Annotated in this window: 24 protein-coding genes and 1 pseudogene; 3 read left to right on the top strand and 22 right to left on the bottom strand. The window is 64.3% G+C overall.

The genetic code is table 11. The annotated features are described in order from the left end of the window. Window positions 1-44: 44 nt before the first annotated feature. Together FQ746_RS12075 and FQ746_RS12070 are read right to left on the bottom strand one after the other, a co-directional pair. On the bottom strand, window positions 45-1070 hold the full coding sequence (locus FQ746_RS12075; protein ID WP_144109577.1) for a FecR domain-containing protein: 1026 nt from the start codon (window positions 1068-1070) through the stop codon (window positions 45-47). A 22-nt stretch (window positions 1071-1092) separates the two neighbouring features. Further along, window positions 1093-1620, bottom strand: coding sequence for a sigma-70 family RNA polymerase sigma factor (locus tag FQ746_RS12070; protein ID WP_144109576.1), 528 nt, complete (start codon window positions 1618-1620; stop codon window positions 1093-1095). A gap of 158 nt (window positions 1621-1778) precedes the next feature. Between FQ746_RS12070 and FQ746_RS12065 the strand changes: the two genes are divergently transcribed. Further along, window positions 1779-2609 (top strand): SDR family oxidoreductase, encoded by an 831-nt coding sequence (locus FQ746_RS12065; RefSeq protein WP_144109575.1) that lies wholly within the window; start codon window positions 1779-1781, stop codon window positions 2607-2609. 111 nt (window positions 2610-2720) lie between these two features. Beyond that, window positions 2721-2963, top strand: coding sequence for a DUF4148 domain-containing protein (locus FQ746_RS12060; RefSeq protein ID WP_144109574.1), 243 nt, complete (start codon window positions 2721-2723; stop codon window positions 2961-2963). A gap of 74 nt (window positions 2964-3037) precedes the next feature. Here the strand turns inward: FQ746_RS12060 and FQ746_RS12055 are convergent, their stop codons facing one another. The 4 genes from FQ746_RS12055 to FQ746_RS12040 form a co-directional block, all read right to left on the bottom strand. Beyond that, window positions 3038-4183 carry a porin gene (locus FQ746_RS12055; RefSeq protein WP_144109573.1) on the bottom strand — a complete coding sequence of 382 codons (1146 nt, stop codon included), beginning with the start codon at window positions 4181-4183 and terminating at the stop codon, window positions 3038-3040. A 307-nt stretch (window positions 4184-4490) separates the two neighbouring features. Continuing rightward, a complete protein-coding gene (locus FQ746_RS12050; RefSeq protein WP_144109572.1) occupies window positions 4491-5993 on the bottom strand; it encodes an efflux transporter outer membrane subunit in 1503 nt (500 codons plus the stop codon). 17 nt (window positions 5994-6010) lie between these two features. Further along, window positions 6011-7606 carry an MDR family MFS transporter gene (locus FQ746_RS12045; protein ID WP_144109571.1) on the bottom strand — a complete coding sequence of 532 codons (1596 nt, stop codon included), beginning with the start codon at window positions 7604-7606 and terminating at the stop codon, window positions 6011-6013. Then, window positions 7599-8741, bottom strand: a complete 1143-nt coding sequence (locus FQ746_RS12040; protein WP_144109570.1) for an HlyD family secretion protein — start codon at window positions 8739-8741, stop codon at window positions 7599-7601. The genes FQ746_RS12045 and FQ746_RS12040 overlap by 8 nt, the downstream gene beginning before the upstream one ends. A gap of 96 nt (window positions 8742-8837) precedes the next feature. Between FQ746_RS12040 and FQ746_RS12035 the strand changes: the two genes are divergently transcribed. Then, window positions 8838-9596, top strand: coding sequence for a CerR family C-terminal domain-containing protein (locus FQ746_RS12035; protein WP_144109569.1), 759 nt, complete (start codon window positions 8838-8840; stop codon window positions 9594-9596). A gap of 24 nt (window positions 9597-9620) precedes the next feature. On the opposite strand, the gene FQ746_RS12030 is transcribed toward FQ746_RS12035, so the two are convergent. From FQ746_RS12030 to FQ746_RS11955, 16 genes and pseudogenes are all read right to left on the bottom strand, one after another. After that, complete coding sequence (locus FQ746_RS12030; protein WP_144109568.1) at window positions 9621-10916, bottom strand: hypothetical protein; 1296 nt, start codon at window positions 10914-10916, stop codon at window positions 9621-9623. Between the two features lie 46 nt (window positions 10917-10962). After that, a complete protein-coding gene (locus FQ746_RS12025; RefSeq protein ID WP_260853993.1) occupies window positions 10963-11955 on the bottom strand; it encodes a glycosyltransferase family 9 protein in 993 nt (330 codons plus the stop codon). Continuing rightward, entirely contained in the window at window positions 11952-12863 is a 912-nt protein-coding gene (locus FQ746_RS12020; RefSeq protein WP_144109567.1) for a glycosyltransferase family 9 protein, read from the bottom strand. The genes FQ746_RS12025 and FQ746_RS12020 overlap by 4 nt, the downstream gene beginning before the upstream one ends. A gap of 410 nt (window positions 12864-13273) precedes the next feature. After that, a pseudogene (locus tag FQ746_RS12015) lies at window positions 13274-13480 on the bottom strand (nucleotidyltransferase family protein); the annotation flags it as partial. A 157-nt stretch (window positions 13481-13637) separates the two neighbouring features. Continuing rightward, window positions 13638-14276 (bottom strand): peroxiredoxin, encoded by a 639-nt coding sequence (locus FQ746_RS12010; RefSeq protein ID WP_144109565.1) that lies wholly within the window; start codon window positions 14274-14276, stop codon window positions 13638-13640. A 68-nt stretch (window positions 14277-14344) separates the two neighbouring features. Beyond that, window positions 14345-15418, bottom strand: a complete 1074-nt coding sequence (locus FQ746_RS12005; protein ID WP_144109564.1) for a porin — start codon at window positions 15416-15418, stop codon at window positions 14345-14347. Window positions 15419-15420: 2 nt separating this feature from the next. After that, on the bottom strand, window positions 15421-16272 hold the full coding sequence (locus FQ746_RS12000) for an ABC transporter ATP-binding protein (protein WP_144109563.1): 852 nt from the start codon (window positions 16270-16272) through the stop codon (window positions 15421-15423). Next, window positions 16259-17041, bottom strand: coding sequence for an ATP-binding cassette domain-containing protein (locus FQ746_RS11995; RefSeq protein WP_144109562.1), 783 nt, complete (start codon window positions 17039-17041; stop codon window positions 16259-16261). The genes FQ746_RS12000 and FQ746_RS11995 overlap by 14 nt, the downstream gene beginning before the upstream one ends. Next, window positions 17038-18066 (bottom strand): branched-chain amino acid ABC transporter permease, encoded by a 1029-nt coding sequence (locus tag FQ746_RS11990; protein WP_144109561.1) that lies wholly within the window; start codon window positions 18064-18066, stop codon window positions 17038-17040. Before FQ746_RS11990 ends, FQ746_RS11995 begins: the two co-directional genes overlap by 4 nt. Window positions 18067-18069: 3 nt before the next feature. Then, on the bottom strand, window positions 18070-18945 hold the full coding sequence (locus FQ746_RS11985; protein ID WP_144109560.1) for a branched-chain amino acid ABC transporter permease: 876 nt from the start codon (window positions 18943-18945) through the stop codon (window positions 18070-18072). Window positions 18946-18952: 7 nt separating this feature from the next. Next, the gene (locus tag FQ746_RS11980; RefSeq protein ID WP_144109559.1) at window positions 18953-20158 is read right to left on the bottom strand and encodes an ABC transporter substrate-binding protein; all 1206 of its coding nucleotides are present in this window, start codon (window positions 20156-20158) and stop codon (window positions 18953-18955) included. A 41-nt stretch (window positions 20159-20199) separates the two neighbouring features. Next, window positions 20200-20916: an enoyl-CoA hydratase/isomerase family protein gene (locus FQ746_RS11975; protein ID WP_260853992.1), complete on the bottom strand. Its 717-nt coding sequence runs from the start codon at window positions 20914-20916 to the stop codon at window positions 20200-20202. Between the two features lie 20 nt (window positions 20917-20936). Continuing rightward, complete coding sequence (locus FQ746_RS11970; RefSeq protein ID WP_144109558.1) at window positions 20937-22235, bottom strand: LLM class flavin-dependent oxidoreductase; 1299 nt, start codon at window positions 22233-22235, stop codon at window positions 20937-20939. Further along, window positions 22232-23425 (bottom strand): LLM class flavin-dependent oxidoreductase, encoded by a 1194-nt coding sequence (locus tag FQ746_RS11965; protein WP_144109557.1) that lies wholly within the window; start codon window positions 23423-23425, stop codon window positions 22232-22234. Before FQ746_RS11965 ends, FQ746_RS11970 begins: the two co-directional genes overlap by 4 nt. A gap of 47 nt (window positions 23426-23472) precedes the next feature. After that, window positions 23473-23907, bottom strand: a complete 435-nt coding sequence (locus tag FQ746_RS11960; protein ID WP_144109556.1) for a GlcG/HbpS family heme-binding protein — start codon at window positions 23905-23907, stop codon at window positions 23473-23475. Then, window positions 23900-24832 (bottom strand): dihydrodipicolinate synthase family protein, encoded by a 933-nt coding sequence (locus FQ746_RS11955; protein WP_144109555.1) that lies wholly within the window; start codon window positions 24830-24832, stop codon window positions 23900-23902. The genes FQ746_RS11960 and FQ746_RS11955 overlap by 8 nt, the downstream gene beginning before the upstream one ends. Between the last annotated feature and the right edge of the window lie 69 nt (window positions 24833-24901).

Genomic DNA, 24901 nt, shown 5'->3' with positions numbered 1-24901 from the left:
ACGGCTCAAGTCGGCGGCAAATAATTTTTGATCGCTTGCGTCGACTACGCATTGCTGCCCGGCGGCATCAGGCGGATTGCTTCGTCACCCCAGAAACGACGCTGACGCTTTATGTGGAGGTGCAACGCGAGCGCAAGCGTCTCCAGCGCCACGCCGATATCGCCCAGCGAGTACGACCCCGACACGAGCGTTGCGGCGACGCTCGGGTCGCAACTGATGCTGGCGTCGGTATAGCGGTTCAACTCCTGCAGGAAGTCGCCGAGCCGCCGGTTTTTCGCCACGATGAAGCCCTCGCTCCACGCAGCACTGTCGCGATCCAGCGCCGCCGTGCCCTGCACGCCGAACGGGCTGAAGCTCCCCTGTTGCCCCGCCTGCAGAACCAGTGCCGGTTCTGTCATCGCGCCCGGTTCGAGTCGTACCGCGCCCTGGAACACGCCGACGCTCGTCGCGCCATCCTGCAGACCGACGGTGAAACGCGTGCCGAGCGGCGTCGCCAGACCTTGCGGCGTTTCGACGGCGAACGCTCGCGCCGGCGAGTGCGGATCACGCGCGGTGGTGACGAGAATCTCGCCGCTGACGACTCTTAAGCGACGCTGCGTACCGTTGAAGCGGACGTCGATTGCGCTATCCGTATTCAGCACGATCTGCGTGCCGTCGCCGAGCGCAAGCAACCGCTGTTCGCCCACGCCCGTGCGAACGTCGGCGCTCCACTTGCGCCATGGCAGATGCTCTTCGGCAGCCCATGCCAGGCCGCCGGTGTAGATCAGCACGCTCAGCGTCTTCACGGCGCGGCGCCGGGCGGGCGACCGCGGCGGCGCCAGCGTGGCGCGCGCCAGTATTGAGCGCGCGGGCGACGCGGTCCGGTTCAACATGCCATTGACGGTTTCGATGCGCCGCCACGCGCGTTCGTGATCGGGATGCTCGGCGCGCCAGCGGCGCCATGTTTCGACCCGCTCTGCGCTGATCTCCGGTTCCTGCAATTCGACGAGCCATTCGACCGCGCGCTGAGCGACCTGCGCCGGTATCGCGGAGGCTTCGCGGGTGGACTCGTACCAGGAGGAAGAAGACATGGGGCGTGGGTCGACGGTCAGTTCACGCGCGATCGGCGAGCCGGAGATCGGCGAAATAACATTGCTGGAGCGCTTTCACCACGTAGCGCTTGACCGTCGGTACCGAGATACCGAGTTCGACGGCGACCTGCGCGTGCGTCAGGCCGTCGAGTTGGGTCAACAGGAACGCGCGCCGTACCGGGCCGGCAAGTCCGTCGAGCAGGCGGTCGAGTTCCAGCAGCGTTTCCAGCAGGATCGCGCGCGCTTCGAGCGACAGTTCCCATTGTTCGGGCACCAGCATCAGCGCGTCCAGATAAGCCTGCTCCAGCTTTTCACGTCGCCAGTGGTTCGACAGCACGCGCTGCGCGATGGTGGTGAGAAATGCGCGCGGCTCGACGATCCTCTCGTCCCCCGCCTGACCCGCCAGCACGCGCACGAACGTGTCCTGCGCCAGATCCGCCGCCTTCTCCGCGCAACCTAATTTTTTGCGCAACCAGCCCCGCAACCACGGTTGGTGGTCGCAGTAAAGCGTGGAAACAGAGTCCAGATGAGCGGGAGATGAGGTCGGCACACGAACACGCTTAGGATGCAAATGATAATCACTCGCAATAATAAGGGCGACGGGCCGCCAATGCAATACAGATCAAATAGCGGGTGGGACTGCGACTCGATGAGCGAACAAACACGAATAGGCAGGAATTCGCCAGGTCCCGGCATTCACCCACGACCATGGCGGCGGCTAATCTGACGGTCGACATTGACCTTCACAGGAGTTCCACCTTGACCGTCCAGCCATCCCAATCCGCTCGCAAGATCGCCATCGTCACCGGCGGGAGTCGCGGCATCGGCCGTAACACCGTGTTGAATCTGGCCGCGCGTGGCGTCGATTCCCTCTTCACTTATCACAGTCATCGCGAAGACGCCGATGCGGTCGTGGCCGCCGTGCAGGAAGCCGGCGCGCGCGCCGTCGCCGTGCAACTCGATACCGGCGAGGTCGGCGCATTCGACGCGTTCGTCACGCAAGTGCGGTCGGCGCTGACGAGCCTCGGTGCGACGCACTTCGATTTTCTGGTGAACAACGCCGGCAACAATCACCGCAACATGCCGTTCGACAAGGCCACCGAGGAAGAACTGGACAACCTCTACCGCGTGCACTTCAAAGGCGCGTTCTTTCTGAGCCAGAAACTCTTGCCGCTGATTCGCGACGGCGGCCGCATCGTCAATATTTCGACGGGTCGAACCCGCATCATCGGTCCCGGCGGCGCGGCGTATGGGTCGATGAAAGGTGCGGTCGAAGTGTTGACCAAATATATGGCGAAAGAACTCGGACCGCGCGGCATTACCGTGAACGTCGTTGCGCCGGGCGCGGTAGCGACGGATTTCAGCGGCGGTATTGTGCGCGACAATCCCGAGGTGAACCGCCATATCGCCGAACTCACCGCCTTGGGACGCGCCGGCGTTCCCGACGATATCGGCCCGATGATCGCGGCGCTTCTATCGGACGACAATCGCTGGGTCAACGCGCAGCGAATCGAGGTCTCGGGCGGACTGGTAATCTGACGACGCGGGACGAAGCGAGCCTTAAAAAACTCTTCATTCCGATGCGAGCGCCCTGATACGCCCCACTCATTATTCTTCGTCATCTACTGTTCCGAAGATGAAGGAGAAGTCATGAGAAAGGTATCGCTCGCCGTCTTGGTATGTATGGTCGTCAGCGGTTCGGCATTTGCGCAAACCACGGTCGGAAGCCCGGCCCCGGCCCCGTCGCCGGTCGCGCCGGACAATGTCCAGATCACGTCTTACGTTCAGCCCGTCATGCAGAAAACCCGGGCGCAGGTTTATCACGAACTCATCGAAGCGCAGAAGGACGGCCAGATTGCTTATCTGAACCGCACGGTGTACGCGCATCACTGATATCTGGCTAACGACAAAACCACAGCCCGTTTTCGCGGGCTGTGGTTTTTTAGTTTTGCTGCTGGGCCGACTGCCTAGAACCGATGCGTCATCGCGAGACGGTAGACCATCTGGTTACCCGAAGACGACGCGCCCGACGAGCCGACGATGTCCGCGTAATCGAAATCGGTGCCATTGCCGCCGCTTACGTGCTGGTAGGCGCCCTGCACGTACACCGACGTCCTTGCGCTCAAATCGTAGTCGAGCATCAACGAAACCTGGTTCCACTTCGGATCCGAATGCCCCGAGGTCGTCGCCACGTGCGCCTGCGTGAAGGTGTAAGCGGCGCCGAGCCAGAAGTCGTGACGGAAATAGTACTGTCCGTTGATTTCGAAGTTATCGAACTTCCACGAGTTTTGAGTGCCCGCAGTCGGCTGATCGTTGAAGTACAGATTGCCGGTCGGGTTGTACACGTCGATATGCGAATACGCGAACTCGAGCATGGCCTTGTCCGAGAACTTATAGGACACACCGGCATCGATATTCTGTTGCGACTGCGCGTTGAACACGCTGGTGCCGTCGCTGAGCGCACCGCTCGTGCTGGTGCCGCCCGCATTGGTCTTCATGTAGGCGACGGCAGCCGAGAACGGGCCCATCTGGTAGTTACCGGCGAGGCTATACATGCGGTTCTGCGCGAAGCCGCCCGCCTGGTTGCTGAAACCGTACATCGCTTCACCCGTGAATCCGCGCAGCGTCGGCGACACGTACTTCACCGAGTTGTTGATACGGTAATCCCAGTCGGCGTTGTCGTTGTCGAACGGGTGTGCGCCCAGATCGCCTTCCCAGTTGCCGGCCGCGGTGAAGCCGCTCCACATGTCGACGGTCGGATCGTACTGACGGCCGAACGTCACCGTGCCGTATTGCGCCGACGACAGGCCGACGAAAGCCTGGCGGCCGAACATCAGACCGCCTTGACCCAGCGCGCCGGTATTCGTGTTGAACCCGTTTTCCAACTGGAACACGGCTTTCAGACCGCCGCCCAGGTCTTCGGCGCCCTTGATGCCCCAACGGCTTCCCACCGTGTCGCCACTGACCATCTGGTAACCGCGATGCCCCGCCGTATTGGTCGTGAAGTTCACGCCTTCATCGATCAAACCGTAAAGCGTGACACTGCTTTGAGCGTGGGCGACATTGCACAGAAAAAGCGTGGCGAGCGCAGTGCAGAGGTAAGTCTTCTTCATGGATCTGTTCACCTGTCCGATGGTTTCTGAAAATAAAGTGGCCGTTGTTTGCACGCTCCCCGTCGAGCCACGTTGAAGATTCAGCGTGAGCGCGAAGCGGAGTTTAAGTAGCCACTTTCCACCGGGAACCCAGTGAAGCGAAACTCAGTCTTTCAGGAACCGCAAGAGCCGCGCGCCGTGCTCCGTCGAGGGCGGCGAGCGCTTGCGGCGAGGCCGTTATAGGCCTCGTTCGGACAGCGAGATGAATAAACTTTCATGAACAGGTGTCGCGCGCAGACCACATGCATCGGCGCGTTTTGCGCAACGTCTAGGCTTGCGGCGCCTGCCATCCCAACCCCAGGCTCTTCTGCAACGAGACGAAGTCTTTGAGCAACTCGGCCTGCCCTGCCACCACGTTCTGCTGCGCGGTGAACTCTTCGCGTTGCGTGTCGAGCAGATCGATCAGACTCGATACGCCAGCGGCATAACGCTGCCGCATCGACGTGGCCGAGTGGCTGGCGGAGTGCTCCACCTTCTGCAACGTGACCACGTGTGCGCGCTGATGCCCATAGCGCGACAGCGACGAATTCGCGTCCTGTAGCGCGGCGAGCACGGCCTTCGTATAACGGGCTTCGGCTTCGTCGCGCGAGGCCTCGGCGGCATGAACGCTACCGAGCGTGCGCCCGAAGTCGAGAATGTTCCATTGCAGATAAGGCGCGGCAATCCAGCTGAAATTGCTGTTGCGCACCAGATGGCCCGGGTCGGTCGCGCTGAAACCGATATCGCCGAGCAGCGTGACCTTCGGGAAGAAATCCGCAATGTGCTGGCCAATCTGCGCATTGCTCGATGCGAGACGCCGTTCCGCTGCACGGATATCCGGGCGTTGCTGCAACATGGTGGACGCATCGCCGATCGCCACGGTTTCGGGCAGGCTCGGCAATGGCTGCGTGCTGGCGAGTTGCTGGTCCAATGCGCCGGGCGCACGGCCCGTCAGCACGGCCAGGCTGTCGAGCGAATCGGTCAGTTGCGCGTCGAGCGGAATAAGCGTCGCGCGGGTGTTTTCCACTTGCGTGGTCAGGCGCTCGACATCGACATCCGCCGCCGTGCCGCGGGCGCGGCGTTGCTGCGTGAGCGTCAGCATGGTCTGCTCGGTCTCGGCCTGCCGTTGCGCGAGCAGGAGCCGCGCCTGCTGGTCGCGTAAAGCGATGTAGGTTTGGGCGACCTCGGCCGCGAGCGACACCTGGGTGTCGGCGAGATCCGCGTCGACCGCTTGCGCATTCCCAGCGGCCGCTTCGATTGCGCGTCGTGTGCCGCCGAACAGATCGATTTCCCAGGTCGCGTCGAAGCCCGCGGTGTAAAGCTGCAGCGGCCCGCCGCCCAGCGAAGTCTGACTCCCGCTGGCCGCGCTGCCCGACCCGTCGGAAGACGCGCCTCCCGAAGTCAGCGCACTCAGCGCGCTGGTGTCCGGTCGCCGCATGCGCAGCGCGGCGACATCGGCCGACACCTTCGGCAATTCGGCGGCATTCTGCTGCTGCAACTGCGCGCGCGATTCCCGCAAGCGAGCCTGCGCCACGTGCACGTCCGGGTTGTGCGCGAACGCCGCGTCGATCAGTTCGTTCAGTTGCGGGTCGTTGAAAGCGAGCCACCACTGGTTGGGTGCATGCGTCGCAAGCGTGCCGGAAGCGGGTGTGCGGACGAATGCCTGGCCGCTCGGCGCGACGTCGGCGACAGCCGGGGCACCGCGATAATCCGGACCGACCGTGCAGCCCGCGAGAGCGGACAGCAACGCGACGGCGGCGAGGGCAAAACACGTAGGGCGAATGAACGTCATGTCGAGATCAGATTACGTTAGTGTCCCGCCGACGAAGGCGGCGGCGCGCCCCGGCGCGGCGTTTTGAGCATCAGCGCGAGCGGAATGCAGACGATCAGCGCGATACCCAGCAGGTAGAAGGTCTCCGAGTAAGTCATCACGACGGCCTGCTGGCTGATCTGCGCGCTCAACTGGCCAAGCGCGCGCATCTGCGAGTAAGCCATGTCGCCGGTGCGGGCGAACCAGCCGGCCGCATTGCCCGCAAGACTGTCGTTGCCGATCAGCGAATTGGCGCTGACCGATTCGCGGATCATTGCCGTATGGAAGGTCGTGCGCCGGTCGATGATGGTGCCGATGATCGCCAGTCCAATCGAGCCGCCGAGATTGCGCGCCATGTTGTAGAGCCCGGCGGCATCGCCGGAATCCTCGCGCGACACCGCCGCCATCGACGCCTGATTGAGCGGCATCATCGCGAGCATCTGCGCGGTGCCGCGTATGAGTTGCGACCAGATGAAGTCGTGCCCGACGCTTTGCGCGGTCAGGTCGATGTCGATCATGCAACTGATGGCGTAGAGCGCCAGCCCGGTAATGACCAGTACGCGGAAATCGAATTTGCCCAGCAGTTTCGGCAGCACCGGCATGATGAGAAACGCGGGCAAGCCGGACAGCAACATGATGGCGCCGGACTGCTCGGCGTTATAACCCGCCACCACGCCGAGAAACTGCGGCAGCAGATACGACACGCCGTACAACGCGGCACCGACCGCCGAGACGATCACGATCACACTCGCGTAGCTCGGGTTGCGCATCAGGCCCAGACGCACGATGGGCTTTTTCGCGGTGAGTTGCGACAGCCCGATCAGGATCATGCCGAACACCGAGACGCAGGTGAGCGTCACGATCATCGACGATTCGAACCAGCGTTCGCGCTGCCCTTCTTCCAGCACCACCGTGAGCGAACTCAGTCCGATGGCGAGGCCGACGATGCCGAGCCAGTCGGCCTTGAAAAACGCTTCCCAGTGCGTGCGGTCCGCGGGCAGACCGACGATCAGCAGCGTCATCAACGCGAGACAGATGGGCAGGTTCATGAAGAAGCACCAGCTCCAGCTGATGTTCTCCGCCAGCCAGCCGCCGACCACCGGGCCTAGCAACGGCCCGAGCAACACGATCAGACCGAACATGGTCATGCCGACCGCCATCTGCGAGAGCGGCAGCCGGGTGCGGATGATGGTCTGCGCCGTCGGGATCAGCGCGCCGCCAGTGAAGCCCTGGCCGATGCGGCCGGCGATCATCATCGGCAACGTGTGCGACCAGCCGCACATCATCGAGAATGCGATGAACAGCGCCGAGTTGGCGAGCAGGAAGTTACGCAGGCCGAACACGCGGGTGAGCCATGCGGCCAGCGGAATCATCACGATTTCCGACATCAGGTAGCCGGTGGAAATCCACGTGCCCTCGGTGCCGGTCGCGCCGATTTCGCCTTGAATCTGCGGCAATGCGGAGTTCGTGATGGAGATGTCGAGCGTGGCCATCAACGCGCCTAGCGCGCCCGCGGCCACGGCGATCCAGTCGCCGACGCTCGCGCGCTCTTCGGCCGGCGGGCCGGCCGGTGATGTTGCGCTCGGCTCAGCCACGATGGTTCTCGGCGTCGATGCGCTGGTCGCGATCGCGGGCGGAACGCGTGTCGACGTCGACATTCACGGACAGACCCGGCAGCAGCACGCTACGCGTTTCCGCGCCGGTATCGATGCGGATTCGCACCGGCACCCGCTGAACGATCTTGGTGAAGTTGCCGGTTGCGTTTTCCGGCGGCAACAACGCGAACTGCGAGCCCGTGCCCGGCGCGAAGCTGTCGATCACACCGTGCAGCGTATGACCCGGCAACGCGTCCACGTGCATCTCGACCGGCTGGCCGACCCGCATGCGGCCGACCTGGGTTTCCTTGAAATTGGCCTGCAGATAGGTACTTTGCACCGGCACCACGGTCAGCATGCGGGTGCCGGGCTGAACGTACTGACCGACGCGAACGGTGCGGTCGCCCACCCTGCCGCCGAGCACGCTGCGCACGATCGTGTTATCGAGATCGAGGTGCGATTGCTGCGCGCTCGCCACGGCGGCTTCGAGTTGGGCGCGGGCCTGCGTGAGTTGCGCGGTCAGCGAGCCGATCTGCGAGCGCGCGGCTTCGACGGCCGCACCATTCGCGGCGAGCGTGGCGCTCGCCTGGTCGCGCGTGCTGGTCAGTTCGGCGAGACGCTCGCTGCTCTCGGCGCCGGTGGCGACGAGCGGCGCGTAGCGATGTACTTCGTCCGTCGCGTGTTGTGCGTTCACCCGGGCGACCTGCTGCTGCGCTTGCGCCTGCGCAATACTCGATTGCTGCTGTCTGATTTCCGCTTCGGCGCGTGCGATGTCGGCCTTGCGTGCGTCGATGGTGGCGTCGGACTGGTCGAGTGCGACCTGGTATTGACGCGTATCGAGCCGGACCAGCGGATCGCCCGGCTTGACGACCTGATTATCGGCGACGTACACGTCGGTGATATAACCGGCGATTTTGGGGGCGACCGTGACGCTGTCGGCTTGCAGGTAAGCGTCGTCGGTACTCTCGATGAAGCGGCCCACGGTCCACCAGCGCACCAGCCAGATACCGCCGACGATCAGCGCGACCACGCCGAGTGCGATGAGCACGGTACGGCGGCTCGGCCGTCGGCGGGTGGACGCCGGAGCGTGGCCAGCGGCTGCCGGGCGGGAAGATGAGTCTGCTGTCGCTGACATCGTGTCGGTCCAATTGTTTCCAGGTGGCAGAATTATTCCAGTTGGAAAATTTGTGTCAAGTGATATATTTCTGCGGGCGTTAGGAGAGAGAAAGGCATGAACACCGCAAAGAGGCCGCGCCATTCGACGGAGAGCGGCTATGCACGTGGCGAGGAAACTCGCCACCGGATCATCGAGGCGGCAGCCGACCTGTTCGGCGAACATGGCTTCGACGGCGCGTCCACGCGCGACATCGCCACGCGCGCAGGCGTCAATGCACCCGCGTTGCAGTATTACTTCGAGAACAAGGAAGGGGTCTATCGCGCCTGCATCGAGGCGATGGTCGACGAAGCGTGGCAACGGTTCGGGCCGCCCGTTACGCATGCCCAGCGGGTGCTGGCCGGGGACGCCGACACGGCGACGTTGATCGACGCGTTCATGTCCATTCAGGAAGCGCTCGCCGATGGCGCGTTCGCCAAGGTCAACAAGCCGAACCGCCGCCTGTTTTTTGCGCGCGAGCAGGCCGGCTACGAGCCCGAAAGCGCGTCACAGATCATCAATAGCCGGCTTCGGGATCCGTTGAACCTGGCAAGCGCGGCGCTCGTCGGCAAGATTTCCGGCCAGCCGGGCAACGACCCCGTTACCGTCATTCGCGCATTCAGCCTGCACGGACAATTGCTGGTGTTTCATATCGCGCATCGCACCACGTTGACGCTGCTCGGCTGGGAGAGCATGAACGCGAAAAACGCGGAGCTGATCAAATCGACGGTGCGGGCGCAGACCCGTTTGCTGCTCGAACGCTGGGCCGCGGAACGCGATGCGCTTCTCGCGCCCGCGAAGAAAACCCGTCGCGTCGCGCCGGTTAAAAAGTCCTGAGCTTCGCTTGCGAGATGGGTCGGCCTAGTTGCGAACCACCGTTTGTCGCTTCGCGCCGACGCTGTCGCCGAACCATCGCCGCACGGGCCGCGTGACCCGAAACCACAACGAGCGTTGCAGTTGCGCGAGTTGCCGCCGGCTGGTCGCCAACGCGTGTCTGGTGGCCGCTAGTTCGCTCGCTAACGCGGCGTCGATATCCACGCCGTCCACCAGCGCGAGTTCGACCATGCGCACCGAGCGCTGCGAATCCGCATGCTGCTGCGGCCAGTTCACGTCGGCACCGAACGCCATGATTTGCGTCGCTTGCGCAATCTTGTTGGCCCACACTGTGTAGCTGTCCTCGTGCGCATCGCCGCTTAGCACCAGTTGTTTGCACAACTGCATCGCTGCGAGATGAATTCTCAATCCCTGAACGCTATCGAAGCCGCAGTCGCGCTGCTGCGAGTCGCTGCGGCGCGCGTTGCTCAACGTCGGTGTGAGTCCAGTGAGGCTCTCGATCCAGCGCTCCGCACTGTGTGCATAGGCGGGCGAGCGTACCGCCAGATCGCAATCGAAAATCGCCTGCGCATGGGTGCCAGCGTGCTGCAAGGTCAGCAGCCAATGCGCGAGGAACGCACGATACACGTCGGCCGGCGGCATCTGCCCGACCTGCTGTTTATAGAACGCAAGAGAGGCGGCGAGCGTCTGCGTTTCAGGCGAGCCCGGCAAGAATGGCAAATCGACTTTTAGCGCATTCAGCACGCGCGTCACGATGGGCTCGCCGAGATTCGACGCGAGCACCGCCAACGGCACCGCGACGAAATGCGCGTTGCCATGCAAAGCAAACAGCTCCCAGCACGACTGCCATTGCGAAATCGGATTTTTCTCGACCACGATATGCGCAGCATCCGCAAACGTCGCGCGAAACCACGGCAAACGGCCCAGCGAACGGCAGAATTTGAAAACGGGCACCGTACCGCGTGCATGTGCGGCGTCGATCAGACCTTGCAGATACGCTTCGATCCGCTCTGCTTCCACGGGCGCGTCCGCCGTAAAGCGATCGATGGCGAAACGCTCGTCGAAACCCGGCACACCGCAACGCTCGGGATCGAGCAGGCCGGCGTATTCCGCGAAATACGGCGTGTCGAGTTGCGGGTGACCCGAGCGCCAGCTATCGGCGGTGCTTTTTTCGAGCGTGGCCCGGTCGAGTGTCGCGAGCATTTCATGCAACGGTTCGTAATAAGCGGTCACGCCGGGGAGATCGCGAAAGCGCGACCACAGCCAGGTGCCCGCGGTTCGGTAACCGGTGTGGAGAAACACCGCGTTCGGTTTCGATGTCATTGGATTTCGTGAGGCGAAGAGTTCATTGCGTGCTTGATGACGTGCTTCATGACGACTGGGTCACGCCCGCCAGATGCGCAGCCTGACCGGTTGCACTCTGCTGTTCGCGCACGAGCCGATGGAATGCCGACTCGACACGCGCACAGGTCAGCGTCTGCCGCCAGAATTTTTCCTTGAACGATGCGCCCGGCACCCATTGCCACGGCAAAACGACTGCACCCGCGCCCCAACCCGGCCGCCAGCGCTCCGACACGCGGCGGCGCCGGAACAGGGAAAGCGTGGGCACGCCGAGACAGGACGCCAGATGACCGACGCCCGAATCGTTACCGATAAACCAGCCGGATTCATAAAGCCAGCAGGCCAGCTCGTGAGGATCGGCGAATACCGGCGCAGGTATGCCCCAGTGCTCGAGTTCTTTCCAGCGTTCGCGCTCGTGCGGCGCGATCACGAAGTGAACATCGTAGCCGCGGCGTTGCAGTCGTTGCGCCAGCGTGACGAAGCGCCGCGGCAGCCAGCGTTTGTCCTCCGTGCTGGCTTCGGGATGAATGGCAACGCGCATGCCGTGTCGCCGATGCCTGAGCAGCGGCGGCGGTGTCATGCCGGTTTCCATGCCGACGTTCGCGAGCGCGAGTTCCTGCCGGCAGAAATCGGCGAAGCGTTCGGCCATACAGCCGGCGCGATCGCCGAAGATCACGCTGTCCATATCGAAGACCCGGTGGTGCAACGTCCTCAGCATCGGCACGGGCTGCTCCACGTGCATTTGCAGCACCACGTCGAACGGCGCGAGCCAGGCGCGATCGAACAGTTGCTCGGGCATCGGATGAATCGTCACGTCGGGGAACCAGCGGCGCAGCGCGTAAGCCGGCCGGCCGAACACCGTCACGTCCACGCCGTTGCGCAGCAGGTTACGCACGATCACCATCAGCACCAGCGTATCGCCGATCGCGTTCGACATCACGATCGCCACGCGTCGTTGCGTCACATCGACTAGCGGTTCGACGCGCGGTTCGACCCGCCCTTCGTCTGGCCGCGCGCTCACGCGAGATCGGCGCACAGTTGTTCGAACGCGTGCGTGACTTTGCGCACGGAGAGCATGTACTTCCAGTAGCGTTCTTTCAGATGACCGGTCGGCAGATAGGTGCTGCCGATCAGCACCTGCCCGCGGCCCCAGCCCGGTCGCCACGTATGCGCAAGACCGCGGCGCATGAAGAGCGACAGCGTGGGAATCTGCAGGCTGGAGGCGAGATGGCCGATGCCCGAGTCGTTGCCGATGAACCAGCCGGACTCGTACAGCCACGCGGCGACGTTATCCAGCGAGCCGAGGTCGGGTAAGGTCAGGCCCTGACGTTCGACGTGCAGCCACGCGCCCCGCTCTTCCGGCGCGACCACGAATTGCGGATCGAAGCCGCGCTCGCGCAACTTCATGGCGAGGCGAATGTAGCGCGATGCCAGCCAGCATTTGTCGACCGTGCTGGCGGTGGGATGAATGGCCACGCGTTGCGGGTGCCGGCGATGCACGAGCCCGGCGGGCGCGCTCATGCCGTTGCTTTTGTCGGCGCTCGACAGCGCCAGTTCGTCGCGGCAGAAGCGCGCCATTCTGGTCGCCATCGACTCCGGCGAGCGTCCGCGGTGCACGGCGTCGAGCAGAATCACGCGCGGGTGCAGGCGTTGGAGGCCCGCGAACGGCCGGTCGCCATGCATCTGGATGACCAGGTCGAAGCGCGCGAGGCGGGCGGCCAGCGCGGCGTCGCCGGGATTGCCGAGGTCGTCGTGGATATCGACGCCGGGGAACCAGTCACGCAGGCGCGCGGCATGATGCCCGTACACCGTTACGTCGATGCCGTCGCGGCGCAGGTTGCGCGCGATCGTCATCGTCAACAGGGAATCGCCGAGCGCGGGCGAGAGAATCAACGCGACATGCGATGCCGGCTGCACGAGCTGCGTCATGACAGGGTCCTGTAGACACGCCTTTGCAATGGCAAGGCGCTTACCCGTTCAGGGCGCGAAGCGCGTCTCTGAACAACGCGCAGTCTAGGAGCCCGGCTCGTTTTTTTCGTTACATCGACAATTACCCAGACTTACATGCGCGATAGCGGAAGCCGGGCATTTTTCCCGTGAAGGCCCGACGGGGGGCGTTGCCGCGCGGTTTGGCGTTTTTATTTTTTTCTATGCGCGGATTTTTGGCGCGGAATAATGGCGGCTCGCACCCACCTTCGAGTGACCCGTAGAACTGCCAGCCGGATGCGCTGGAGTCCGACGTCCTGATGTGGGTGCGCTCTTCTTTGTGGGTCTGGGGTGTCGCTCGCCTTCCTCTGCTTGCCGGGTTCTGTACGGGTTCATCACGAACCGGCGCAACTTTATACCGGCCGCGCCTCTGCAAGCACTTCGGCCCGGAACTTCGGCGGCAAGTCCGTTGGTGTCAGCAAATCGACTTGAACGCCGAGCAGCGTCTCCAACTCATCCTGCAATCCTCCTAAATCGAACAACGTCGCACCGGGCAATGCATCGACCAGCAGATCCAGGTCGCTGCCGCCCAGATCGGTTCCATGAAGCACCGAGCCGAATGTTCAAATATCGGTTGAAGTTTGCTCGCGCCACAACAGTTTCCAATTTCCGCAACCGACAAGACCAAGAAATTCTCGCCTCTCAAAAAAAACGGCCTGCCACGCACATCGACGCAGCAAGCCGCCCCTCATTTAGCGGCTCACGCCGCCACGTGCGTTACTTGTTCGGCTGCGGCGTCAAACGCAGATACGGACGCAACGCCTTATACCCCTTCGGGAATTTCTGCCGGATCACTTCTTCGTCCTTCAACGACGGCACGATCACCACGTCGTCGCCCTGCTTCCAGTTGCCCGGCGTCGCCACCGAATGATGATCCGTGAGTTGCAGCGAATCGATCACGCGCAGGACTTCGTCGAAGTTGCGTCCCGTGCTGGCCGGATACGTGATGATCAGACGTACCTTCTTGTTGGGATCGATCACGAATAGCGAGCGCACCGTCAGCGTCTCGCTGGCGTTCGGGTGAATCATGTCGTACAGCGTCGAGACCTTGCGGTCGCCGTCCGCGAGAATCGGGAAGCCGACGTTCGCGGCTTGCGTTTCGTTGATGTCCTTGATCCATTCCTTGTGCGATTGCGCACCGTCCACCGATAGCGCGATGGTTTTCACGTTGCGTTTCTCGAACTCGCCCGCGAGCTTCGCGGTCAGGCCGAGTTCGGTCGTGCACACCGGCGTGAAATCCGCCGGGTGCGAAAACAGCACGCCCCAGCTCGTGCCGAGCCAGTCGTGAAAACGGATCGTACCGGTGCTCGAATCCTGTTCGAAGTCGGGGGCGATATCGCCGAGTCTGAGTGTCATGAGTGTCGTTCCTTCCGGGAGATGAGCGGCGACTGGGTCGCCTCGTTGATATACGTTGCAGCCGCGGATCAGAAGAAGTGATGTACGCCGATGCGCAGCGCCATCTGGTTCTGACTGCCCGACGGCGACAGCAGCGCGAGCGCCGCGTGACCGTTGCCGTCCGCGTGTTGATAGGTGGCTTGCGCGTAGACCATCGTGCGCGTCGAGAGTGCGTACACGTCGCCCACGCCGAGCGCCGCGTAACGCGTGCCCGTGAGCCACGAGCCATAGCCGCCGAAGGTCACCGTATTCGCCGGCGTCGTGTGCCAGTCCAGCCCGCCTTCGACATTGCGCATGCGCCCCGACTCCGTGACCGAGCTCAGGTTCACCTGGGTAAGCACGCCGTGCACGCTCACCTGCGGGCTGATCGCATAGGTCGCCGACAGTCCGCCGATATCCTGCTTCTTCGCATTGAACGTCTTGCCCGCCAGCGACTGGCCGAGGAAGCTGCCGTAGCCGAGCTGCGATCCGATGTCGATGGTGTGATTGCGCCAGCTGCTATACACGGCGGTCGCATGCAGCGGGCCGTTCGTATACACGACGTCGGCGCTCAGCACCCGGCCGGGTTGCGTGGTCGTATCGGCGAGACCGTACAGCACGGTCGCCTTCAGGCCGCCGAAGACCGGCGTGCTGTACTTGACCGAGTTATTGATCGAATCGCCGCGAATGCCGATGTTGTCCAGATTGGCCGGATGGAACAGATAAAACGTGTACTGCACGCCGCCGTCCGAATCCAGCCGCAAGGTGTCGGTCGTCAGGTCGAGTTGCCGGCCGAGCGTCAGCGTGCCGTACGGGCCGCCCAGACCGACGAACGCGAAATGGCTGAACGCTTCGCCGGCGATGGTGCTCGCGCCGGTGTTGGAGAGGAAGCCTTCCTGCAACGCGAAGATGGCTTTCCACTGGCCGCCGAGATCTTCCGAGCCGCGAAAGCCAAAGAAGTCGGGCACCGCGACCGGGCCGACACTTGCCGTACCGTGCCCCTTGATATTGCTCGTATACGTCACGCCTTCGTCGATGCTGCCGTACAGCGTGACATTGCTTTGTGCATACGCACCCGCCGACAACATGGTCAACGCCCCGAAAATCAGTGTGGTTTTTTTCATGATCAGAAAACTGGGTTGGAACTGTGAGAGTTGGGTTGATTGACTGCGCCCTTCCGGTACGCATGCAGCAATCGCGCGCGGCCGGCGGCGTCCGAAGGGTCGTCGGTGGCGACGACGGTGCCGTGGTGCAGCACCACGGCGCGTTGTGCCTGCGAGAGCACCAGATCGAGGTCGTGTTCGATCCACAGCACCGAGAGTCCCTGACGGCCTCGCGCGATACGCACCATGTCGCCGATCAGCGGCCGCTCGTCGTGGCTGAGGCCGGAGGCGGGTTCGTCGAGCAGCAGCACCTGGGGCTCGCGCAACAGCGCGCGCGCCAGGTCGACGCGGCGCAATACGCCGAGCGGCAATTCGGCGACCGGCACGTCGAGCACACCGGTCAGCCCGCATAACTCGGCCATGTCGTGCGCGTGGGCGCGCGCTTCGCGTTCTTCGCGGCGCGTATGCAGCGCAAACGCCAGGCTGCCGAGCGCGCCGAACGAAAACTGCGGCGTCCAGCCGAGCAGAATGTTGTCGAGCACACTGCGCTCGCGAATCAGTTTGAGTCCCTGAAACGTGCGCCCGATGCCCAGCCGCGCAATGCGATGCGGTGCGAGCCCATCGATGCGCTGGCCCGCCAGAACGATCTCGCTGCCGGCCGACGGTCGATAAATACCGCCGATGCAGTTCAGCAACGCGGACTTGCCCGCGCCGTTCGGTCCGATCAGTGCGAGGACTTCGCCGGTCTGCAAGGTCAGCGATACGTCGCGCAAGACCCGCAAGCCGCCGAAGGAGAGGTTCACGTTAGTCAGACCGAGCGCGGCGGCGGACACATTCGCGGTCCGCGACGGCTGCAAAACGTCAGGACGCGGCATGTGTCACCTCCGCGCTCGTCGCGCTATTGCTCGCCGCGTCGACGCCACCCAGACCCAGCATCAGATCGTGAATCGCGCCGAGATCGGCCGGCGTCAGGTGATCGAAACGTCGCAGCAGACGGCCGCGATCGAGCACCGCCCCGCTGTTCGCGAGCGCCGCGAGCCATTGCGAATCCGATTCCGCGACGATCATGGTCAGCCCGGTTTCGTGACGCAATCGCGCGAGCCGCTCGCACAGGTCTTCGATCACCGGCACCGCGAGACCCAAAGTCGGTTCGTCGAGTAGCAGCAATTGCGGCGACGCGAGCAAAGCCATGCCGATGCCGAGCATCTGCTGTTCGCCGCCGGACAGATTGCCCGCCAGCGACGCCCGCCGTTCGCCGAGGCGCGGAAACCAGCCGAGCACGTCGTCCAGACCAATGTCGCCGTTGCGGGCGCGTGAGCCGCCGAGCTTGAGGTTTTCCGCGACGGTCAGCAGGCCGAAGACTTTCTCGCGATCGGGCACGAGACGCACGCCACCGGCAATGCGCGCGACCATATCGCCGAAGCGCAGCGTGGCGCCATCGAGCGCGATCTCGCCCGCGAGCCGCTGCCCCCGGACGCTGAGGCCGGCGAGCGCGCCCAGCACCGACGTCTTGCCCGCGCCGTTGCTGCCTGCAAGCGCGAGGCACTGGCCACGTTGCAGCGCGAAGCCGACGTCGTTCACGGCGCGGTCCGCGCCATAGGCGATGGAAAGCGCGCGCACTTCAAGTAACGGTCGTGCGCTCATGCTTCGCTCCTCGTGCTGCGGCGCTTGCCCAGCGACTTCTTCAGCCACGCGGGTCCACCGAGTAACGCAAACACCAGAATCGCGCCGAGCAGCATGTTGTCGATCCCGGCCAGATGCGAGGTCGCATCGATGCCGAGCGCGCGCAACGCGGCGGCAATCGCATCGGGCAGCATGATGACGATGAACGACGCGACGATCGCGCCGATCAGTCGCCCGGCTCCGCCTAGCGCGACGACGGTCAGATACGTCACGGCGAGATGCAGCGTGTAGCCGGTCGCCTGCACGTTGCCGAGCCGGTAGCCGTCCACGGCGCCCGCCGCAGCGATGACCGCGGAGGTCAGCGCGAACACGGTCAGACGCGCACGCACCGGCGAAATGCCGAGTGCGCCCGCGGCGGTCGGCTCGGCGCGCAGCAGCGCCCATTCGCGTCCGGTATGACCGCGCTGCAGCCAGGTGAACAGTCCGTAGACCAGCGCCATCGACAGTGCACTCAGCGCCCACCAGCGCGTCGGCGAATCGATGACCAGCCCGACAATACGTGGCGCGTCGAGCATGAAGCCGCTCGCATACGTGAGCTTCAGATCGAGATCGGTCGCGACGATCTGCACGATGTGTTGCAAGGCGAGCGTGCCGACCGCCAGATACAGCCCCGACACGCGCAGCGTCAGCAATGCGATGCCCGCGCCCGCCGCGAAACCGAGCACGAGCGCGGTGACGATCGCCGGCACGATGCCGAGACCGAGTTGCGTCGCCAGAATGCCGGACGAGAAGGCGCCGATCGCCAGAAACGCGGCGGTGCCGAGCGACGGCAAACCGGCCGAGCCGGACAGCACCGTCAGCGCCATCGCGCCGAGCGCCATCAGACCCGCGCTGGCGGCGACATACAAACCGTAGTCGCCGAAACCGAACGGTGCGGCGAAAGCGATCAGCAGCACCGCGATACTGCCCAGCACGCGCCACGACGCGCCACGACGCGGCGAGCGCGGGCGTGCCGCAGCCGCCGCGGAAGAAGACAGACTCGTCATGGTTCAGGTCCTCGAAATGCGCTCGATGCGCCCGCTCAACCCGGCCGGCCGCAACGCGAGCAACAGCACCAGCAGCAGCACCGGCACCGCGACGCTGTAGCGGGCGTCGAAATAGAGGCTCGTCAGGTTCTCGCCGACCGCCATCACCAGCGCGCCGGCCAGTGCGCCGAGCGGGCTCGTCAAGCCGCCCATGATGGCCGCGACGATGCCCGAGAAGCCGACCGCCGCGCCGCTGCTCGACACCGCCGAGATCGCCCCGGAACAGATGCCGCCCACCGCGCTCAACATCGACGCGACGATCCACACGGTGGACAGGCGGCGCGCGGCGGGAATGCCCATCAACACGGCGAGTTGCCAGTTGCCTGCCACGGCTTGCAGTTCGATGCCAGCGCGCGAGCGGTAGAACACCAGCAACAGCGCCGCGAGCAGAGCGCCGCCGATCAGCACGATGGCGAGACTCAGCAGCGACAGCGACGCGCCGCCCACCAGCACGGCGCCGTGCGGAAACGGCAGTTGCACCGTTTGTCCACCCCATACCGCCGACATCAGCCCGTCGAAGAAAATGCTCGCGGCAATCGTCACGACGGTGCCGACGAAGTGATCGCCCGTCGCGGACAAGCGTCGCAGCAACGCATACAGCACCCAGCCGGCCAGCGCGGCCACGCCGAGCGCGACGACCGCGGCCAGCATGAAACCGGCGGCACCGCCGCCGCTCCATTGCCAGACGTCGCGCAGCACGTAGGCGCTCGTCATGCCGATCTCGCCGACGCAGAACATCAGCACGCGGCTCGTGCGATACGCGAGCACCACCGCGAGCGCGAACATCGCGTACGTGACCGCGCTGCTGAGCATGTCGAGGGAAATGGACAACAGGTTCATGACAGGCTTACTGCGTCAGTCGACCGTTGCTGGCGATACGCTGCCAGCCGCCGACGGTCGTGAAGCGATGTGCCGCCGGGTCCAGCCGGTACAGCCGGTAAGCCGACGGCCCGTAGTGATCGGTCGCCGACAGCGTCAGACGCGTGCCGGTCAAACCGCCGGCATCGATATCGACTTTTTCCAGCGCCGCGCGAAACGCGTCCGGCGTGCAGGCGCCCGCGCACTGGCGCAGCGCATCGGTGACGACGAGGCCGAGCGCCCAGCCGCCCGCGTGGCTCGCGTCGTCGTCGGCGAGGTGCGCTTCTTTCAGCGCGCCGCGCAGCGCATCGAGTTGCGCGCCGGTGCCGTCGCCGGCCGTGACGAAGCGCGTGAAGCTGTACACCTGGACCTTCGAATCGGCGGGCACGGCGTTGATCAGCGTGGTGTCGCCGATGCCGGTGTCCATCGACAGGAACACGCCGCGATACGCGGAGCGCGTCAGCACCGGCAGCAGCGCCGCGACGTGCTCGCGGCCGACGCAATCGGTGATGACGTCGGGGTTGAGCGCGACCAGCTTGTCGACTACCGCGCGAAAATCGCGCTGGCCGATCGGCACCGTGAACAGTTCGCCGCGCTCGTAGCCTTCGGCCTTGGCCTGCGCGAGGATCTTGTTGCAGCTCAGGATCGAGCCCGGCACTTCGAAGGCCACGCACGCGACCGTCTTGCCTTGCGGCTTCAACTGATGCGCAAAATGCCCGCCGACGATGCCGGCGAGACTCAATTCCTGGCCGAGTCCGAACGCATACGGTTTGACCGGCGGCAGCACCAGCGGAATGTTGATCGGGTTCGCCGCGAGCACCGGCAAGCCGAGCTTTTGCGCGGCCGCGTAGACGGCCGCGTGAGTATTCGTAGCACCGAGGCCGAGCACGCCCGACACGCCCTCGCCCTTCAACTGTTCGAGCGCGGTCAGCGAGCGCTGCGTGTCGCTCTGAATATCGCGGGTGACGATCTGCACCTGACGTCCGTTGATACCGCCGGCTTTGTTCAGCCGTGCGACGTACAACTGGAACGCGTCGTAAGTCGGCTTGATGGTGGTGGCCTGCGGACCGGATGCGTCGACCAGATAGCCGAGTTTGTACGGTGCGTCCGCGGCGTACGCGAGCGGCGCACCGAGACTGGCGGCAATCAGCGTCAACCCCGTGAGCGCCGTTGCAAAGCGATGTTTAAGCTGCATGTTCAGTTTTGTCTTTGAGGAATAAAAGCGGCCGCGAACGATCAGGGCTTGCCCTGCTCGATCCAGCGCGCGAGCCGTTGCACGGCATTGGCCAGCACTGCGTCGTCGGGATAGCGCGCCTCGCTTTCGTGGTAGTCGCGCAGCAGACGCAACGCGGAAGGCAGATGCCCGCTCAGGCTTTCGATGGTCGCGAGCCCAGCCTGCTGAAGTTCGGCACGCGGCACCACGCGGCTCAGCAGGCCGATCGCGCGGGCTTCCCCGGCGGGCACCGGCCGCCCGGTAATGACGAGTTCCTGCGCAATGCGCGGCGCGATGTAGTACGGCGCGTAGGCGGCCACGACCAGCGGCGCGAGGCCGTGGTTGATCTCGTCGAAGCCGAGCACCGCGTCGTCGGCGCCGATCGAGATCGTGCTATGCAGCGAGATTCCCGTCCCGAAGCCGAGCGCGCGACCCTGAATCAGCGCAATGCTGACGCCGTCGAACGCGCGCAACGCGGCGTTGGCTTTCAGGATCAGCGTGAGGTTCTGCTCGCGCGTGATGTCCGGCACTTTTTCCTTCTGATCGCGGCCGAGCGTGAAGTCCGCACCGTTCGCGTCGATCAGCAGAAAACGCGCGCGGCTTTCGCGAGCGGCAGTGAGCGCGGCGATGTAGTCGTTCATCATGCGAAAGGTGATCGCATTCGACGTCGCGGGACTGTCGAAGGTAATGCGCGCTATGTCGTCGGTTTTCGTGTAAAGCAACATCGTTGACCTCTTCATTGACGTCCTTGGGGACGTCTTCAACCAAGATTGGAGCGCAGCGTCGTGCCGTTCGGCTCGCTGCGAAACAGACCCCTGCGTTGCAGCAGCGGCACTACGTTGCGGGTGAAATCGCCGAGACCCTGGGGCAGCACGTCGATCATCAGATTGAAACCGTCGCACGCCGCTTCGCCATGCCAGTGCGCGATTTTTTCCGCGACCTGTTCCGGCGTGCCGACCACTTGCAGATGGCCGCCGCCGTTGCGATACAGAATCTCGCGCACGGTGAGGTTTTCGCGCACGCCGAGTTCCACGGCCGCGTTGCGAAAGCCTTCCGCACCCTTGAAGTTGCCGTTCGCGCGAATCAGTTCGATCGGCAACGGTTCGTCCAGATGCAGTTCGCTCACCGGTACGCCGACTCGCAGCGCCAGCTTTTTAAGCTCGGCGTCGCCGCCCAGCTCGTCGAGCGCGCGCTTGCGCGCTCGTGCTTCCGCTTCGGTGCCGCCGAGAATCGGCAGCAGACCCGGCAGCACCTTGATGCTGTCGGGGTCTCGCCCGAAGCGCTGCGCGCGCGCCCGGATATCGGCGCGAAACGCCTGCGCGCCCGCCAGCGTGTTCTGCGCGGTGAACACCACGTCGGCGGTACGCGCGGCGAGCGCGCGGCCGGCTTCGGAAGCGCCCGCCTGGAACAGCACCGGTTCGCCTTGCGGCGACGGCGGCAGCGTGGCGGGTCCGCGCACATCGAAATGCTCGCCGCGATGATCGATCGCGCGCACTTTGGCGCCATCCACGTACACGCCGTTCAGCTTGTCGCCGATCAGCGCCTGCGGCGACCAGCTATTCCACAGCGCGCGGACCACGTCGACGAATTCTTCGGCGCGGGCATAGCGCTGCTCGGGCGGCGGCAGCGGCGTATTGCCGAAGTTCGCCGCGACCGCGGGCACGAAGGTCGTCACGACATTCCAGCCGGCCCGTCCGCCGCTCAGGTGATCGAGCGACGCCACACGACGCGCGAGATTGAACGGATCGTTGTACGTGGTCGACGCGGTCGCCACGAGCCCGAGATGCGACGTGACGCCCGCGATGGCCGCCAACGCCATCAGCGGATCCATCGCGCCGAGATTCGGCCGCTCGAAGTTTTCCTCGCCGACCGCGAGCGTATCGGCCAGAAACAGCGCGTGCAGACAGCCCGCCTCCGCCACGCGGCCCAGTTCCTGATAAAACGGCAGACCGAGCGACGAAAATGCCGCGTCGTCACGCAGCCGCCAGGCGGCCGGGTGCATGCCGACGCCCAGCACGACGGCGTTCAGGATCAGGCCGTGACCGCCCTCGCGACTCATTCGACGGCCTGGCGCAAGCCGCGCGCTTCGAGCAGCGGCAGCACGTGCTGCGCGAAGAATTCGAGTTCCGGCGCGTAGTCGTAGAAACCGATCTGTACGCCGTCGAAGCCCGCTTCGTGCAGACGCTGCAACGCGTCGGCCACGTCGTTCGGGTCGCCCACGATCTGGATGTGACCGCCGAGCACGCGATCCGCGGGCACGTGCTCTTTCCAGCCTTGCGCATCGCCGCCGCTGTGACGCGCGGTGTAGGCGCGAATCGATTCCAGATCGGCCTGGGCGGCGATCGCATCGCGATACGCAAACGCTTCTTCGCGCGTCGGCTTGCAGACGATCATCGGGAAAATGATCACCTTCGGCGAACGGCCGGTTCCTTCGTAAGGCGCGCGAATCTTCGCGACGTGCTGGGGCAAGGCCTCGATCGCGCGCTCGAAAATCGCACCCGCCGGACTCGACGTGAAGACGATATCCGAGTGTTTTGCCGCGTAATCGAAGCCGGCCTGCGAAGCGCTTGCCGAGACCATGATCGGCCGGCCGTATTTCGGCCGCGGCGATACGTATGCACCTTCCAGTTGATAGAAACGGCCTTCGTGCGTGACGTTGTCGCTACCGTCCCACAACGCTTCCATGACCGACGCGAACTCGTCGGCGCGCTCGTAGCGCTCGTCGTGCGCAATGCGCTTCATGCCGAACATCAGCGGCTCGGAGGCGTCGTAGCCGGTCACGATATTCAGGCCGAACTTGCCGCCCGCAATGTGATCGGCGGTGGCCGCGAAGCGCGCGAGATGCAGCGGATGCAGGTTGCCGTACAGAATATGCACTGTCGAAATCGTGATCAGACGCGTGGTTTGTGCGCCGAGCGCGACCGTCGAGATGAACGGATCGAGAAAATTTTCGCGGTAATGCGACTGCCCGCCGAAGCCGCCCTTCGGCACCCACTGCTGCAAGCCGAATACGAATTCGAAACCGTGCTGTTCGGCGCGCAGCGCGAGCTTGCGGTTGTAATCGAAGGACCAGTCCGTGTCGCGCGGATAGGTGGATTGCGAGAAGCCGCCGGTTTGCGTCGGCAGAAACAGACCGAGCATCAGCGGCTGACGCGCCGCCTGCGAAAGCGGGCTGTCCGGAAAGTCGAGCGGACCGCGCAACGCTGGTGACGCGCGTGACTCAGCTCGATCAACGTGATCGGTTGACATGGCCGGGTTACCTGAAAAAAGAAGAAATCATCGGAAACCGCACGCGCTCATTCGGCAAAGCCGGTCTTCTCGTAGAAGTAAGCGAGGGCCGCCTGCGCAACCACCAGGTCTTCGTCGGCCGTGCCCGAACTCACGCCCACGCCGCCGACGATCACGCCGTCCACCGTCACCGGCAAGCCGCCGCCGATGATGCTGAAGTGACCGCCGTTCGTCACGTGAATGCCGAACGTGCCCTTGCCCGGCTGGCACAACTGGTTGTAGACGTGGGTGCCTTTGCGTGCGACCGCGCCGGTGAAGGCCTTGTCGATGGCGATGCTGATGCTGCTGATCTTGCCGCCGTCCATGCGCTCGAAACTCAGCAGATGGCCCGACTCGTCGGTCACCGCCGTACACATCGGAATGCCGAGTTCGTTCGATTTGCGGCGCGCGCCTTCGATCAGGATGGCGGCTTCGTCGATGGAAATACGTTTGATTTCAAGCATGGTGGTGGGCTACGTGGCTGAGGTCGGTGGATTGCAGATACACGGCGAGCTGGGCAGCCTCGTCCGCGGTGAACGTGCCGAACGGCGGATACGGTTCGCCGATGCCGCGCCCGAGCGCCTGCAGCGCGGCCTTCATGGTCGGCATCAGGCCGCGGTGCATCCAGCGTGCGGGGAACAACGAGAGTTGCTGTTGCAGACGCGCCGCTTCCGGTGCGTTGCCGGCCGCGAAGGCCGCGATGATCTTGCCGCCGATCTCGGCAACCGGTGCGGGCATCGTCGCGCCGCTGCCGCCGAGTTGGAGCGTGATCAGCAGCATTTGCGCGGTGGTCAGGTACTGTGCGTGACCGGCCTTGTCGATCTGTTCGATCAGCCGGCCGACGCGCGTCAGATCGCGCGAGCTCTCTTTCACGTACTTCACGCGATCGAGCTTCGCCAGTTCGACGGTCGCATCCGGGCCGAGATCGGCGCCGGGGCCCGGGTTCAGATACAGCATCACGGGCAGGCCCGTTTCGTTGCCGATCAATTCGAAATAGCGCACCAGTTCCGCGGTGCCGGGCACCCCGCCGAACGGCCGCAACGGCGCGAGCAGCTGGATGGCTTCGGCGCCGAGCGACGCGGCGAGCTGGCCGAGTTCGATCGCGCTGCGATACGACGGATGCGAGACGCCCACCACCACCGGCACGCGGTTATCGACCGCGGCGATCGTGTCGCGAATCAGCGCCTTGCGCTCGTCGAACGGGAGGTAGTGGTATTCCTGCGCCTCGACGCCGGCGGCAACGATCATGGTCGCCTGGCACACGTCGATCACGTAGTCGATATGCGAAGCGAGCGCCGTGCGGTCCACGTTGAGCGCTGCATCGAACGGCGTGAGCGGAGGCACCACGAGTGCCGGCGAAGTCGAGGCCGGCGGCAAAGAGTTAGGCATATTACTTGCGAAAAACGATAACTATGATTAGATTGGCGACGGTCGGCAGAAGGGAATCGCCTGATGCGT

This window comes from Paraburkholderia sp. BCC1886 (assembly GCF_900996245.1).
Classification (GTDB): domain Bacteria; phylum Pseudomonadota; class Gammaproteobacteria; order Burkholderiales; family Burkholderiaceae; genus Paraburkholderia.
This window is presented reverse-complemented; position numbering and strand designations above follow the sequence as displayed.